We start from the raw sequence: 14,555 nt of genomic DNA on the forward strand, positions 1-14,555 counted from the left end.
TCAGGCCGGGCCGGCCTTGTAGCCGACGCCGCGGACCGTCACGACGATCTCGGGATGCTCCGGGTCCTTCTCGATCTTCGCGCGGAGGCGCTGGACGTGCACGTTGACCAGGCGGGTGTCGGCCGCGTGGCGGTAGCCCCAGACCTGTTCGAGCAGGACCTCGCGGGTGAAGACCTGGCGGGGCTTGCGCGCGAGGGCGACCAGGAGGTCGAACTCCAGCGGCGTGAGGTTGATGGTCTCCTCGCCCCGCTTGACCGAGTGCCCGGCGACGTCGATGGTGATGTCGCCGATCTGCAGGATCTCCGGGGTGGGCTCGTCGGTGCGGCGCAGCCGGGCACGGACCCGGGCGACGAGCTCCTTGGGCTTGAAGGGCTTGACGATGTAGTCGTCGGCCCCGGACTCCAGACCGAGCACCACGTCGATGGTGTCGCTCTTGGCGGTCAGCATCACGATCGGCACACCGGATTCGGCGCGGATACGGCGGCAGACGTCGATACCGTCCGCGCCCGGAAGCATCAGGTCGAGCAGGACCAGGTCCGGCCTGGTGTCACGGAACGCGTCGAGCGCCTTGTCGCCGTCGGAGACGAAGGAAGGTTCGAAACCCTCCCCGCGCAGCACGATGCCGAGCATCTCGGCGAGAGCGGCGTCGTCGTCGACGACCAGCACGCGTCCTTTCATGGCCCCTCATTCGGTTTACGCAGTTCGGGAGTTATTGGGATAAATCGCTCGATCGTCGAAGATTACCCTTGTCCGCCTACTGGATGACACCCGCCGACGACCGCACATCCAAACGACGAATTTTAGGCACACGCAACGTGAAGCGCGTCGTGGTGCCCCCGTACGGCCGCCACCGGTCCCGGTGACTGCGGGCACCGGGCGGAGATGACCACGCTCCCAGTCTGCGGTAAACGACACCGTCTCGGCCATCCCTCCGGCGTCTCCGTCGATCTCCGTGACGGAAACGGCACCTGCCGCGCGGAGAAAGGGAGCTGCGATCGCCCGATCACCACGAGCGGTGGGGCCACATGCCAGGATTGGGATATGTCAGACGGTCACGGTTCCGCCCCCGGCACGCCCCCGGGTTGGGCGTCCAACCAGCCTCCGCCCTACGGCGGCGATCCGGGATCGCCGTGGACCACCCCCGGTTCGGCTCCCGGAGCCCCCCCGCCCCACACCGGCCACGGGCCCTACGGGCAGGCGCCGCCGTACCAGCAGGGCCCGTACGGGGCGCCACCCTACGGGGCGCCGCCCGCGATGCGGCCAGGGATCATCCCGCTGCGCCCGCTGGGCCTGGGTGACATCCTCGACGGCGCGATCAAGCTGATCCGTTCCAACCCGCGGAGCGTGCTCGGCCTGTCGGCGATCGCCGCCGTGGTGAGCGCGGTCCCCCTGGCGATCGCGCAGGCGTTCGCCCTGAGTTCCGTCGCCCCCGCGCTGGACGACCCCGCCACGGCGGAGGTGTCCGGGGCGGACCTCCTCGCCTCGTACAGCAGCCTGCTGCTCTCGTCCGTGGTGGAGTTCGTCGCGGTGGTCGTGCTCAGCGGCGTGTTGACGCGCATCCTGGGCCGCGCGGTCTTCGGCGGCAGGATGACCGCCGGAGAGGCCTGGCGGCTGACCCGGGGCCGGGTGCCCGCCCTGTTCGGGGTGGTGATCATCGAGATGATGGTCCTCCTGGCCCCGCTTGTCCTGATCTATGTGTTGTTCGCCGCTCTCGCGGCATCCGGGGCCTTGACGGGGGCCGGGGCCGGCGGGGCGGTGCTCCTGATCCTGGCGGCGATCCCGGGCTTCCTCGTCTACGTGGCGTTCTTCGCCACCAAGCTGGCTCTCGCGGCGCCCGTGGCGGTGCTGGAGCGGCGCGGTGTGATCGACTCCCTGCGACGGTCCTGGCATCTGGTCAAGGGCGCCTTCTGGCGGACGCTCGGCATCCTGATCCTCACCCAGATCCTCGCCGGGCTGATCGCCCTGGCGCTCTCCCTGCCCTTCTCCATGGGGGTGAGCCTGATCAGCGTCCTGAGCGAGAGTTCCACCGGCTCGCAGATCGTCGCGGCGGTGCTGATCGCCGTGGGCGGCACGATCAGCGCGATGATCACCTATCCGTTCCAGGCCGCGGTCAGCGGCCTGCTCTACGCCGACCGGCGAATGCGCGCCGAGGCGTTCGACCTGGTGCTGCAGACCGCGGCGATCGAACAGCAGCGGCAGGGCTGGGTCCACGCGTCCGCCGACGACCTGTGGGACCCCTCCGTGACCCCCGTCCAGCCCGGGTACGGGCAACCGGGACAGGGACCGGCGGGGTACGGGCAGCCCGGGTACGGGCAACCCGGGTACGGGCCACCCGGGTACGGGCAACCGGGACAGGGACCGGCGGGGTACGGGCAGGATCACGGACAGCCGGGGCCCGGGGAACGGGGACAGCCCGGTCAGGGAGCCCCGTGGTCCCAGCCCTGACCTCCCCGATCGACATCGATCGCGAGGAGGCACAACGCCAGGCGGCCCAGGAGCTGCTCAAGGCGGAGTACGCCAAGGAGTCGCTCCTCGACCGGATCCTGCGCGGCGTCAGCCAGTTCCTCGGCGACCTGCTGGACCAGGACTCCGTGGGCGTCGTCGGCGGCGTGGTGGCGTGGTCCGTGCTCGCCGCGATCGTCGTCGCCCTCCTGACCGCGATCGTCCTCGTCGCGCGCAGGACCGCCCGGGGCCGCACCGCACGCGGGGAGGGCGTCTTCGGCCGCCGCCGCCGCACCGCCGCCGAGCACCGTGAGGCCGCCGAGCGGCTGGCCGCGGAGGCCCACTGGTCCGACGCCATCCGTGAGCGGCTCCGGGCGATCGCGAGCGAGCTGGAGGAACGCGTGATCGTCGACGCGACGCCGGGCCGCACCGCCGGCGAGCTGGCCGCCGAGGCCGGGCGGGCGCTGCCCGCGTTCGCCGCCGGGCTGGCCGCGGCGGCGCGGGTGTTCGACGACGTGACCTACGGCGAGGTGCCGGGCACGGCCGAGGGCTACGCGCTCCTGCGCGACCTCGACGAGCGCCTGCGCGACGCCCGTCCGGTGCTCGCCGGGGCCGCGCCGGGAACCGCCGGGCAGGGGGCCGTCCCATGAGCCTGGCCGCACCCCCGGGAACGGGGTCGACGTCGGCGTCGCCGACCGCCCGCGGCCTCTGGCGTGACGGCCGGGGCATCCTCGTGGTCGCGTTCCTCGTGGTCATCGGGGCTGTCACCGGCGTGCTGCTGAGCGGCTCCGGGGGGACCGGCAGGCCGCTCGACCCCGCCGACAGCTCGCTGTCGGGCGGCAAGGCCCTGGCCGAGCTGCTGCGGGCCCGGGGCGTCCGGGTCGTGCGGGTCACCTCGGCCGCCGAGGCGGAGAGCGCCGGCACCGGCACACTGCTGATCGGCGACACCTCCTTCCTCACCGCGGAGGACGCCGCGCGGCTGGCCGCGCTCCCCGCCGACCTGCTCCTGGTCGGCGTGCGGGCGCACCTGGACGTGCTCGCACCCGGCGCGGTGCCCCGGCAGGAGCAGGCGCGTACGCGCTCCCGCGAGCCCCGGTGCGCCCTGCCGGCCGCGGCCAGGGCGGGCAGCGCCTACCTGGGCGGGACGACCTTCACCTCTTCGGCGTCGGCCACCGGCTGCTACCCGTCGGACGGGGCGCCCACCCTGGTCTCCTACCCGGACGGGGAGCGGACGGTCACCGTCACGGGTGACGGCGGATTCATGAGCAACCAGCGGCTCGCCGAAGACGGCAACGCCGCGCTCGCGATGAATCTGGCCGGGGCCAAGCCCGTGCTGGTCTGGCTGACGGCCCCCGAGTCGCCCCCGCGGACCGGCGGAGAGGCGTCCTTCTACGACCTGATCCCCGGCGGGGTCAAGTGGGCCGTGGTGCAGGTGATGCTCGCGGTGCTCCTGCTGGCCCTCTGGCGGGGGCGCAGGCTCGGCCCGGTGGTGGCCGAGCGGCTCCCCGTCGTGGTCAGGGCCGCCGAGACGGTCGAGGGCCGTGCCAGGCTCTACCGTGCGAGACGGACCCGCGACCGGGCCGCCGCGGCGCTCCGCGCGGGCTTCACCGACCGGGTCACACCCCGGCTCGGGCTGCCCTCGGCAGCGGGGCCGGAGGCGACGGTGAACGCGATCGCCGACCGGACCGGCCAGCCGGCGACGAGCGTGGGCGCCGCCCTGTACGGGCCGCCCCCGGCCGACGAGGCCGGGCTGGTCGCCCTGGCCGCATACATGGACATGGTGGAAAGGCAGGTCAGAGAGTCGTGAGCGAGCGTAGCGCGCGAGCCGGAACGCCCGGCCGCACCGCGGTCCCGGCACCCGGGAGGGGGTCCGCGTGACCACACCACCGGGCAACGGAGACCGCACCGGGGCGACCTCCGCCGGGGCCTTCCCCGGCGACCCCTTCCCGGGCGCCCCGGGCGATCCCGGCGCCCCGCAGGCGCCGAACCCGCCGAGCGCGCCGAACGCGCCGTACTTCCCGAGCGCGCCGGACGCGCCGTACTTCCCGAGCGCGCCGGACGCGCCGCAGCCTCCGGGCCCGGCGAACGCGCCGCACACGCCCGGCGGGCCGCACACGACGGGCGCACCGAGCGGACCGGACGCCCCGCACACAGCGGGTACGCCATACGCGCCCGGCGGGCCGCACGCGCCGCGGGTTCCGGGCGCTCCGGTCGCCCCGCCGGTCCCGGCCGCGTACGCGACGGGCGCGGCGGACGCCGCCCGTGACGCGCTGGGCGCGCTGCGCGCCGAGGTGTCCAAGGCGGTCGTCGGCCAGGACGCCGTGGTCACCGGCCTGGTGATCGCGCTGCTCTGCCGGGGTCACGTGCTGCTCGAAGGCGTACCGGGCGTCGCCAAGACCCTGCTCGTCAGGACCCTGGCGGCGGCGCTGTCCCTGGATTTCAAGCGGGTGCAGTTCACCCCCGACCTGATGCCCGGCGACATCACCGGCTCGCTGATCTACGACGCGAAGACGTCGGAGTTCGAGTTCCGCGAGGGCCCCGTCTTCACCAACCTGCTCCTCGCCGACGAGATCAACCGGACCCCGCCCAAGACGCAGGCCGCGCTGCTGGAGGCGATGGAGGAGCGCCAGGTCAGCGTGGAGGGGGCGGCGCGCCGACTGCCCGACCCGTTCATCGTGGCCGCCACCCAGAACCCGATCGAGTACGAGGGCACCTACCAGTTGCCCGAGGCGCAGCTCGACCGGTTCCTGCTGAAGCTGACCGTGCCTCTCCCGCCCCGCGATCAGGAGATCGCGGTGCTGGAGCGGCACGCGCTGGGCTTCGACCCCCGCGACCTGTCGCACATCAAGGCCGTGGCCACCGCCGGCGACCTGGCCGCGGGACGCGACGCGGTCAGCCGGGTGCACGCCGGCCCCGAGGTGCTCGGCTACATCGTGGACATCGCCAGGGCCACCCGCCAGTCGCCCTCGCTCCAGCTCGGCGTCTCGCCGCGTGGAGCCACCGCGCTGCTGGCCGGGGCCCGCGCGTGGGCGTGGCTGTCCGGCCGCGGCTACGTGACGCCCGACGACGTCAAGGCGCTGGCCAGGCCCGCGCTACGGCACCGGATCCAGCTGCGCCCCGAGGCGGAGCTGGAGGGCGCGACCGCCGACGGCCTCATCGACGCCATCCTCGCCTCCGTCCCCGTCCCCCGCTGACCGATGGCGCTGACGGGACGGGCCGCGCTGCTGGCCCTGCTGGGCACCCTGGTCGTGCTGGTCGCGCCCCGGCCGGGGCCGGCCGTGGCGGGGGTGGCGCTGCTGATCGCGGCGCTGGTCGCGGTGGATCTGCTGCTGGCCGGGAGCGTGCGCGCGCTGCGCTTCACCCGCGCGGGTGACCGCCTGGTACGACTCGGCGAGTCCGCCGCGGTCGAGCTGATCGTGGAGAACCCCGGCCCCCGCAGGGCGCGCGGCCTGATCAGGGACGCCTGGCCGCCGTCGGCGGGGGCCGCGCCCCGGCACCTGCCGCTGGACGTGCCGCCCGGGGAGCGCCGCCGCCTCGTCACCACGCTCACCCCCACCCGCAGAGGTGACCGGGAGGCGGTCACGGTGACGGTGCGCACCCTGGGCCCGCTGGGCGTCGCGGCCCGCCAGGGCGCGCACCGGGTGCCCTGGTCGGTCCGGGTGCTGCCCCCCTTCCTCAGCCGCAAGCACCTGCCGGCGAAGCTGTCGCGGCTCAGGGAGCTGGAGGGCCAGCACCCGTCGATGGTCCGGGGGCAGGGCACCGAGTTCGACTCGCTGCGCGAGTACGTGATCGGTGACGACGTCCGCTCGATCGACTGGCGGGCCACCGCGCGCCGTAACGACGTCGTGGTCCGCACCTGGCGGCCCGAGCGCGACCGGCGGGTGCTGATCGTGCTGGACACCGGCCGCACCTCGGCCGGCCGGGTGGGCGCCGCTCCGATCCCGCTGGCCGGCGAGACCCCGGGGGCCGGCCCGCCCGCCAGGCCCGGCCCGCCCGGCGCGGCACCGGTGGTGCCCGGCTGGCCCCGGCTGGACTGGTCGATGGACGCGGCGCTGCTGCTCGCGGCGCTGGCCTCCCGCGCCGGTGACCGGGTCGACTTCATGGCCTACGACCGCGCGGTGCGTGCCTGGGTGTCCGGCGCCGGCCGTACGGAGCTGCTGTCGTCGCTGGTCAACACCATGGCCCCGATCGAGGCCGAGCTGGTCGAGGCCGACTCGGCCGGGATGGTCGCGGCCGTCATGGCGCGGGCCAGGCGGCGCTGCCTGGTCGTCGTGCTGACCGACCTCAACGCGGCGGCGCTGGAGGAGGGTCTGCTGCCGGTGCTTCCTCAGCTCTCGTCGCGGCACCTGGTACTGCTGGCCGCGGTCTCCGACCCGCAGGTCGCCGCGATGGCGGGCGGGCGCGGCACCCCCGAGCTGGTCTACGGAGCCGCCGCCGCCGAGCGCCTGAGCGCGGACCGGCGCAGGATCACCGCCCGGTTGCGCCGCCAGGGGGTGGAGGTGGTGGACGCCGCCCCCGAGCAGATCGCCCCCGCCCTGGCCGACGCCTACCTGGCGTTGAAGGCGGCCGGCCGCCTGTGACGGGGAGGGGCCCCTACCCCGCGCTGGGCGCGAGGTCGGGGGCCCGCTCCAGGTCACCGGTCTCGCGGGCCGCCTCGGCCCGGCGGCCGAAGTAGACCACGTACGCGAGGAAGGCGGCCTCGGCGACCACGCCGATGCCGATGCGGGCCCAGGTGGGCAGGCCGGAGGGGGTGACCAGGCCCTCGATGAGCCCGGAGACGAACAGCACCACGACCAGGCCGAGGGCCACGCTCATCACCGCCCGGCCCTGCTCGGCCAGGGCCTCCCCTCTCCTGCGCGGGCCCGGGTCGACGACCGTCCAGCCCAGGCGCATGCCGACCGCCGCGGCCAGGAACACCGCGGTCAGCTCCAGCAGGCCGTGCGGGGTGATGAGGCCGAAGAAGATGTCGAGCTTGCCGCGCGAGGCCATCAGCCCGGCGGAGACGGCCACGTTGAGCGCGTTCTGCCACAGGACGTAGGGGATCGGGATGCCGAGCAGGATGGACATGATGATGACCTGCATCGAGACCCAGGCGTTGTTGACCCAGACCTGACCGGCGAACGAGGCCGCCGGGTTCTCCGAGTAGTAGTCGGCGAAGTCGTGCTCGACGAGTTGCGTGATTTCCTCCGGGGTGGCGATCGCCGCCTGGACTCCGGGGTTCTCCGCCACCCAGACGGCGACGACCGTGGAGACCAGGACGAACGCGACCGTGGTGCCGATCCACCACCGGCGCGCCCGGTAGGCGACCACCGGGAAGGAGACGGTGAAGAAGCGGATGAACTCGCGCCAGGCCGGGGTGTGCGCCCCGGTCACCGCGGAGCGGGCGCGGGCGACGAGCGCCGACAGGCGGCCCACCAGGATCTGGTCGGCCGAGGCCGAGCGCACGAGGGACAGATGCGTGGCCACCCGCTGGTAGAGGTCGACCAGCTCGTCGACCTCGGCGCCGTCCAGCGACCTGCGCCGCCGGATCAGCTCCTCCAGGCGGTCCCAGGTGGCGCGGTGCGCGATGACGAAGGCGTCGATGTCCACTCGGGCAGCCTATCCAGTCGAAGGTAGGGTGCTTGGTGTGTCCGATGTCGTAACCGGCGAGGCCGTGGTCGTCGAGGTCCGCGTCGCCCAGCTCCCGAGCAGGGCCGCGGCCCTGCTGATCGACATGGTGGTCCAGATCACGACGCTGCTCGGCGCCTCCCTGCTGGTCGGCATGCTGGCCTTCCTCAGCGATCCGGCGCTGACCACGATGGTCTACATCGCGCTCACGGTGCTCGTGCTCGTCGGTTATCCGGTGGCCTTCGAGACGCTCAGCCGCGGCCGCAGCCTGGGCAAGCTCGCTCTCGGGCTCCGGGTGGTCGCCGACGACGGCAGCCCGGAGCGGTTCCGGCAGGCCCTGTTCCGCGGGCTGGCCGGGGTCCTGGAGTTCTGGATGCTCAGCGGTGCCCCCGCCCTGATCAGCTCGCTGATCTCGGAGCGGGGCAAGCGGCTCGGCGACATCTTCGCGGGCACCGTCGTCATCTCCGAGCGCGGCCCCCGGCAGTACGGTCCGCCGCTGGAGATGCCGCCGCAGCTCGCCGCGTGGGCGGCGACGCTGGAGCTGTCCCGGCTGCCCGAGCAGGTCGCGGCCACCGCGAGGCAGTACCTCACGAGGTGGTACGACCTGAGCCCCGCGGTCCGGCACGAGATGGGGGTGCGGATCGCCACCGAGATGTCGGCGTTCGTGTCTCCGCCCGCGCCTCCGGGCGTGCCGCCGTTCGCGTACCTGACCGCGGTCCTGGCCGAGCGCCGCCGCCGCGACCACGACCGCCTGACCCGGCGGGCCGGTGCCGGGCCTCTCGCGCGGGAGACGCCCGGCGGGCCCCACCCGGCCGGTCCCGGCGGTACCCCTCCCTGGGCCGCCGGGCAGCCCCCCGCCCCGGCCGGGACCGCGCCGCAGCAGCTCGTCCCGCCCGCGCCACAGCGACCGCCGTACGCGCCGCAGCAGCTCGTCCCGCCCGAGGCGCAGCAGCTCGTCCCGCCCGCGCCACAGCGACCGCCGTACGCGCCGCCGGGGCAGGCGGCCCCGGGGCGGATCCCGCTGCCGCCTCCCCCGACCCGGCCGTCGCCGCTGCCCGCTTCCCCGCCACCCGCGTCCCGGCCGGTCGAGCAGGCGCCCGCCCCCACCACCCCGGGCGGTTTCGTACCTCCTGCCTGAGGTCGCCCCGGGCCGGGCGGGAACGCGGGCGCGGGAAGCGGAGAAGCGGAGAAGGGGCGGCGGAAGGTCCGCCGCCCCTTCGTCCGGACCGTTCATCCGTGTCCGGCGACCGTCAGGTCAGTGCCGGCCCCGATCGGGGTAGGAGCCCTGGGTCTGCACGTTCAGCCGGTCCACGCGGACGTGCTTGGCCGGGTCGGTGCGGCTGTCCTCGATCTTGAGGACGTCGAGCCCGCGCCAGTAGTCGGTGGCGTAGACGTAGCCGTTGTAGTAGTACGCCGACCAGATGCCGCCGCGTCCGCCGTCAGGCTCGGGCCCGCGCTCGAAGTAGCCGAACTCCTGGGGGTTGGCCGAGTCGGTGAAGTCCACGAACGAGACGCCGCCCTGGTACCAGGCCTGGACCATGATGTCCTTGCCCTTGACCGGGATCAGCGAGCCGTTGTGCGCGACGCAGTTCTCCGTGTCGGCCTGGTAGCGACTGATCTTGAAGTAGCTCTTGAACACCAGCTGGCCGTTCACGATGTCGTAGATGGCGTCGGCGCCGCGGTTCGGGCCGGTGGCCTCGTTGCAGGTGGCCCCGCTGCCGCCGCCCAGCTCGTCGGTGAAGACGACCTTGGTGCCCTTGTTGTTGAAGGTCGCCGAGTGCCAGAACGCGAAGTTCTGGTCGGTGACCCGCGCGGTCACCTTCGGCGCGAGCGGGTTGGAGATGTCGAACAGGACGCCGTCACCCATGCAGGCGCCGGCCGCGATGTTCTTCTCCGGGTAGACCGTGATGTCGTGGCAGCCGCTGGTCGGCAGCAGCAGGCCCGGCTGGGTCTCGTTGCCCCCGTCGGGGAAGATCACCGGGGTGGCGACGACCGCCGCGTCGGTCGGCTTGCGCAGCGGCACCTTGATGATCGAGATCTTGTCGTGCGGCGGCTGGCAGTCGGGGAAGGCGGTGTTCGGGTTGTAGGAGGAGACGTACAGGTAGACGTTCCTGCGGTCCCGGCCCTTGCCCGGCAGGAGCGTCAGGGTGTGCGAGCCGCAGTTCGTCTCGACCGACTTGATGTACTTGGGGTTTTTCTTGTCGCTGATGTCGAAGATCCGGACACCCTCCCACGACTCCTTGACGTCGGCGCCCTGGGCGACGCTGTTGCAGGAGTCGTCGCTGCGGGAGTTGTCGACGGCGCTGAAGAGCAGGTCGCCGTAGACGGAGACGTCCATCTGGGAGCCGGGGCAGATGATGCCGCTGACCAGCTTGGCCTGGTTCGGCCTTCTGATGTCGTAGATCGAGAAGCCGCCGTAGTTGCCGACGTAGGCGTAGCCGTCCTGGAAGGCGATGTCCGTGTTGACGGTGGGTTCGAGACCGGGGAGCTTCGGGAGCGTGCCCTGGTGCGAGACGTTGGGGCTCGTGACGATCTCACCGGGTGGAGGGATGTCGGCGGCCTGCGCGGGCACCGTCGACATGAGTGTGACGGCGGCGGTGGCCGCCACCACTAAAGCGCGGATGGACCTGTGGGGAGCGAACACTCAGGTGCCTCCTTCGGGGACATAAGCCAGGGATAAATTAGCAAATTGTCCGCCTTGCAGGACCAATTGACCACAGGCCGCTTTGTATCAAAAAAATTGTATTTTAACCTCTTTACGAGGTAGGCAGAAAAGTTTAGAGTTTATGCCCCATAGAGGACGGGAGGCGGGCCCGCCGCCTCCCGAAAAGAAGTCACCGGCCGCCGGAGCGGCCGGTGACGAGGGTGAACCGGTGACCGTCAGCGCGGATCAGTGACCGTGGCCGTGACCGTACTCACGGTAGGACTTCTGGGTCTGCGCGTTGAGGATGTCGAACTTGACGCCCCGCGCCGGGTTCGTCCGGGGGTCGTTGATCCTCAGGACGTCCAGGCCGAGGTTGAAGTCGCTGCCGTAGACGTAGCCGTTGTAGTAGTACGCCGACCAGTGGCCGCCGCTGAGCGCCGGGGCGGTGTTGTCGGGGCCGCGCTCGAAGAACGCGATCTCCTGCGGGTTGGCCGAGTCGGTGAAGTCGACGACCGAGATGCCGCCCTGGTACCAGGCCTGGACCATGATGTCCTTGCCCTTGACCGGGATCAGCGAGCCGTTGTGCGCGACGCAGTTCTCCGTGTCGGCCTGGTGGCGGGCGATCTTGAAGTAGCTCTTGAACTCCATCTTGCCGCCGACGATGTCGAAGTAGGCGTTGGCACCGCGGTTCGGGCCGATCGCCTCGTTGCAGGTGGCCTGGGTGCCGCCGCCGAGCTCGTCGGTGAAGATGACCTTGGTGCCCTCGTTGTTGAAGGTCGCCGAGTGCCAGAACGCGAAGTTCTCGTCGTCCCGGACCGTCGCGGTGACCTTCGGCTCGACCGGGTTGGAGATGTCCATCAGGATGCCCTCGCCCATGCAGGCGCCGGCCGCGATGTTCTTCTCCGGGTAGGCGGTGATGTCGTGGCAGCCGCTCGTCGCCGAGGTGCGGTAGGGGTAGGGCAGGTTCTCGCCCGGGTTGCCGCCGTCGGGGAACAGGACCGGCGTGGCGACGACCGAGGCCGAGGCCGGGTCACGCAGCGGCACCTTGATGATCGAGATCTTGTCGTGCGGCGGCTGGCAGTCGGGGAAGGACGCGCTCGGGCTGTAGGAGGAGACGTAGACGTAGACGTTCCTGCGGTCCCTGCCCTTGCCCGGGACGAGCGTCAGGGTGTGCGAGCCGCAGTTCGTCTCGACGGCCTTGACGTACTTGGGGTTCTTCTTGTCGCTGATGTCGAAGATCCGGACGCCCTCCCACGAGTTCTTGTTCGCAGCGCTCTGGCCGGTGCTGCTGCAGGAGTCGTTGTTGCGCGAGGAGTCGACCGCGCCGAAGAGCAGGTTGCCGTAGACCGCCACGTCCATCTGGCCGCCGGGGCAGATCACCGAGCTGACCAGCGAGGTCTGCTTGGGGCGCCTGACGTCGTAGATGGAGAAGCCGCTGTAGTTGCCGACGTAGGCGTAGTCGCCCTGGAACGCCATGTCGGTGTGGATGTCCGTCAGCTCTGCGGGCTTGGGCACGTTGAGAACATGCTCGACGTTCTCGCTCTTGGAGATCTCGCCCGGTGCCGGGATGTCGGCGGCCTGGGCGGGTGACGTGGCCAGAACCGTCGTGACGACGACTCCGGCCACGAGCAGGAACCGGCCGGTCAGGCCCTTCCTGAGGGGGGTGGACACTCCTGAACCTCCTTGCCACATGCACCGTAAAGTGCACATAAGTGACTGAATAGTTCATCTTCCTTGACCATCGATGCAAGCCGTCACTGTGTCAGAAAGTATTTCCGAGGTGCGGCCTTTACCAACCGCCCCGCCGCGGGTACGGTCTGTCGTCAAAGAAGATCCGCGAGGGAGGTCGGGTGCGCCTCAGGCTCATCGCCATGATCGTCGTCACCCTGTCGCTCGGCGCGTGCACCTCGGATCCCAAGCCGGCCGCGGCCCCGACGGCCCCGGCGGTGTCGGCGCCGGTGATCGTCCCGGGCAGGCCGGGCGAGGCCGCCAGGACCGTCAGCCCCGCCGAGGCCGCCACGCTCGTGCCCACGCCCACCCCCAACGCCGCCGACGTCACGTACGTGCGGGACATGATCGTCCATCACCGGCAGGCCCTCGACATGGCGGCCCTGGCCCCGACGCGGGCGGAGAACTCCAGGCTGAAGAGCCTGGCCTCCCGGATCAGGGATTCCCAGGCGCCGGAGATCCAGTTCATGACCACCTGGCTCCAGCAGCAGGGCCTGACGGCCCCCGGCCACCACGCCCGGCACGAGGGCATGCCCGGCATGGCCACCCCCGAGCAGATCGAGGCGCTCAAGGCCGCCTCGGGCAAGGACTTCGACCGGCTCTTCCTGCAGCTGATGATCGCCCACCACCAGGGCGCGCTGAAGATGTCGGAGCAGGTCCTGACCGGCGGCTCCCACCTGAGGATCGAGGAGCTGGCCAACGACGTCACGGCCACCCAGAGCGCCGAGATCCGCAGAATGCAGGAAATGCAGGCGGCCCTTTGACGCGCTCCCCGAGCTGAAGCCCGGGGACGCCGCCTGCGCCGTATGAGGCCGCGCGACGCTTCGGTCAGGAGCCGAGGCGCCAGGAATGAAGGTATTCCTCCTGCTCCGCGGTGAGCTCGTCCACCTCGATCCCGGCCGCGGCCAGTTTGAGCCGCGCGACCTCCACGTCGACCTCCTGCGGCACGTCGTAGACCCCGGGCGCGAGAACCGCCCGCTCGCGGGCCAGCCACGCGACGGCGAGCGCCTGGGCGGAGAACGACATGTCCATCACGGCGGCCGGATGTCCCTCGGCCGCGGCGAGGTTGACCAGCCGGCCCTCGGCGAGCAGCAGGATCCGGCGGCCGTCGGCCAGGACGTACTCGTCGGTGTTGGGCCGCACCCCCCGGTGCACGGTCTGCGCCAGCTCGTCGAGGGCACGCACGTCGATCTCTACGTCGAAGTGGCCCGCGTTGGCCAGGATCGCGCCGTCCTTCATCAGGACCAGGTGCTCGCCTCTGATCACGTCGCGGTTCCCGGTGACCGTGACGAACACGTCGCCGGTCCGGGCGGCCGCCGCCATCGAGCGCACGTCGTACCCCTGCAGCGAGGCGTCCAGCGCCTTGACGGGGTCGATCTCGGTCACCACCACCCGGGCTCCCAGCCCTCTGGCCCGCTCGGCCACGCCCCGGCCGCAGTAACCGAACCCGGCGACGACCACGGTCTTGCCCGCGAGGAGGGTGTTGGTGGCGCGCATGATGCCGTCGACGGTCGACTGGCCGGTGCCGTACCGGTTGTCGAACATCCGCTTGGTCCGGGTGTCGTTGACCGCGATCACGGGGAACCGGAGGGCCCGTTCGGCGGCCATCTGCCGGAGCCGGATGATGCCGGTCGTGGTCTCCTCGCACCCCCCGGAGACCCCCTCCAGCAGCTCCGTACGCTCGGTGTGCAGGATGTTGACCAGGTCGCAGCCGTCGTCGAGGACGATGTCCGGGGCGATGTCGAGCGCCCGGTGGATGTGACGGTAGTAGACGTCCCTGGTCACCCCGGCCTGCGCGTGCACGGCGATCCCGTAGTCGCGCAGCGCCTCGGCGACGTCGTCCTGGGTGGACAGGGGGTTCGAGGCGGCCAGGGCGATCTCGGCCCCGCCGGCCCGCAGCGTGCCCATGAGGACGGCGGTCTCGGCGGTGACGTGCAGGCAGGCGGCGACGCGCAGCCCACCGAGGGGCCGCTCGGCGGCGAACCGCTCGCCGATCGCGGTGAGCACGGGCATCGCCCGCGCCGCCCACCCGATCCGCCGTTCCCCCGCGGCCACCAGAGCGCTGTCAGCGGCGTCCACGTCGTTCTCCCCGGATTGCCCGAAGGCCCCCGCAACGCGTGCGGGGGCCCGATGG

At 72.1% G+C, this 14,555-nt stretch carries 12 protein-coding genes; 7 read left to right on the forward strand and 5 right to left on the reverse strand.

What is annotated here, in order from left to right; genetic code table 11:
• Nucleotides 1-678, reverse strand: a complete 678-nt coding sequence (gene mtrA, locus ABD841_RS28395) for an MtrAB system response regulator MtrA (RefSeq protein WP_030509347.1) — start codon at nt 676-678, stop codon at nt 1-3.
• Between the two features lie 363 nt (nt 679-1,041).
• On the opposite strand from mtrA, the gene ABD841_RS28400 reads away from it, so the two are divergent.
• The 5 genes from ABD841_RS28400 (at nt 1,042) to ABD841_RS28420 (ending at nt 7,022) form a co-directional block, all read left to right on the forward strand.
• Complete coding sequence (locus ABD841_RS28400) at nt 1,042-2,445, forward strand: DUF7847 domain-containing protein (protein ID WP_344978211.1); 1,404 nt, start codon at nt 1,042-1,044, stop codon at nt 2,443-2,445.
• Entirely contained in the window at nt 2,430-3,092 is a 663-nt protein-coding gene (locus tag ABD841_RS28405) for a DUF4129 domain-containing protein (protein ID WP_344978213.1), read from the forward strand. The genes ABD841_RS28400 and ABD841_RS28405 overlap by 16 nt, the downstream gene beginning before the upstream one ends.
• Nucleotides 3,089-4,249: a DUF4350 domain-containing protein gene (locus ABD841_RS28410; protein WP_344978215.1), complete on the forward strand. Its 1,161-nt coding sequence runs from the start codon at nt 3,089-3,091 to the stop codon at nt 4,247-4,249. The genes ABD841_RS28405 and ABD841_RS28410 overlap by 4 nt, the downstream gene beginning before the upstream one ends.
• A 463-nt stretch (nt 4,250-4,712) precedes the next feature.
• Nucleotides 4,713-5,636, forward strand: coding sequence for an AAA family ATPase (locus ABD841_RS28415; RefSeq protein WP_344978262.1), 924 nt, complete (start codon nt 4,713-4,715; stop codon nt 5,634-5,636).
• Nucleotides 5,637-5,639: 3 nt separating this feature from the next.
• Nucleotides 5,640-7,022: a DUF58 domain-containing protein gene (locus ABD841_RS28420; RefSeq protein ID WP_344978217.1), complete on the forward strand. Its 1,383-nt coding sequence runs from the start codon at nt 5,640-5,642 to the stop codon at nt 7,020-7,022.
• A 13-nt stretch (nt 7,023-7,035) separates the two neighbouring features.
• Here ABD841_RS28420 and ABD841_RS28425 read toward each other — a convergent pair whose 3' ends face one another.
• Complete coding sequence (locus ABD841_RS28425) at nt 7,036-8,031, reverse strand: stage II sporulation protein M (RefSeq protein WP_344978219.1); 996 nt, start codon at nt 8,029-8,031, stop codon at nt 7,036-7,038.
• Nucleotides 8,032-8,068: 37 nt separating this feature from the next.
• Between ABD841_RS28425 and ABD841_RS28430 the strand changes: the two genes are divergently transcribed.
• Nucleotides 8,069-9,187 (forward strand): RDD family protein, encoded by a 1,119-nt coding sequence (locus tag ABD841_RS28430; protein WP_344978221.1) that lies wholly within the window; start codon nt 8,069-8,071, stop codon nt 9,185-9,187.
• Between the two features lie 117 nt (nt 9,188-9,304).
• Here ABD841_RS28430 and ABD841_RS28435 read toward each other — a convergent pair whose 3' ends face one another.
• Both ABD841_RS28435 and ABD841_RS28440 read right to left on the reverse strand, forming a co-directional pair.
• On the reverse strand, nt 9,305-10,630 hold the full coding sequence (locus tag ABD841_RS28435; RefSeq protein WP_344978223.1) for an LVIVD repeat-containing protein: 1,326 nt from the start codon (nt 10,628-10,630) through the stop codon (nt 9,305-9,307).
• A 309-nt stretch (nt 10,631-10,939) separates the two neighbouring features.
• Nucleotides 10,940-12,364, reverse strand: a complete 1,425-nt coding sequence (locus ABD841_RS28440; protein WP_344978225.1) for an LVIVD repeat-containing protein — start codon at nt 12,362-12,364, stop codon at nt 10,940-10,942.
• Between the two features lie 179 nt (nt 12,365-12,543).
• Between ABD841_RS28440 and ABD841_RS28445 the strand changes: the two genes are divergently transcribed.
• On the forward strand, nt 12,544-13,185 hold the full coding sequence (locus tag ABD841_RS28445) for a DUF305 domain-containing protein (protein ID WP_344978227.1): 642 nt from the start codon (nt 12,544-12,546) through the stop codon (nt 13,183-13,185).
• Between the two features lie 64 nt (nt 13,186-13,249).
• On the opposite strand, the gene ABD841_RS28450 is transcribed toward ABD841_RS28445, so the two are convergent.
• Complete coding sequence (locus tag ABD841_RS28450) at nt 13,250-14,500, reverse strand: adenosylhomocysteinase (protein WP_344978229.1); 1,251 nt, start codon at nt 14,498-14,500, stop codon at nt 13,250-13,252.
• Nucleotides 14,501-14,555: the final 55 nt, after the last annotated feature.

Source organism: Streptosporangium fragile (assembly GCF_039534445.1).
In the GTDB taxonomy this organism is placed as follows: Bacteria; Actinomycetota; Actinomycetes; order Streptosporangiales; family Streptosporangiaceae; genus Streptosporangium; species Streptosporangium fragile.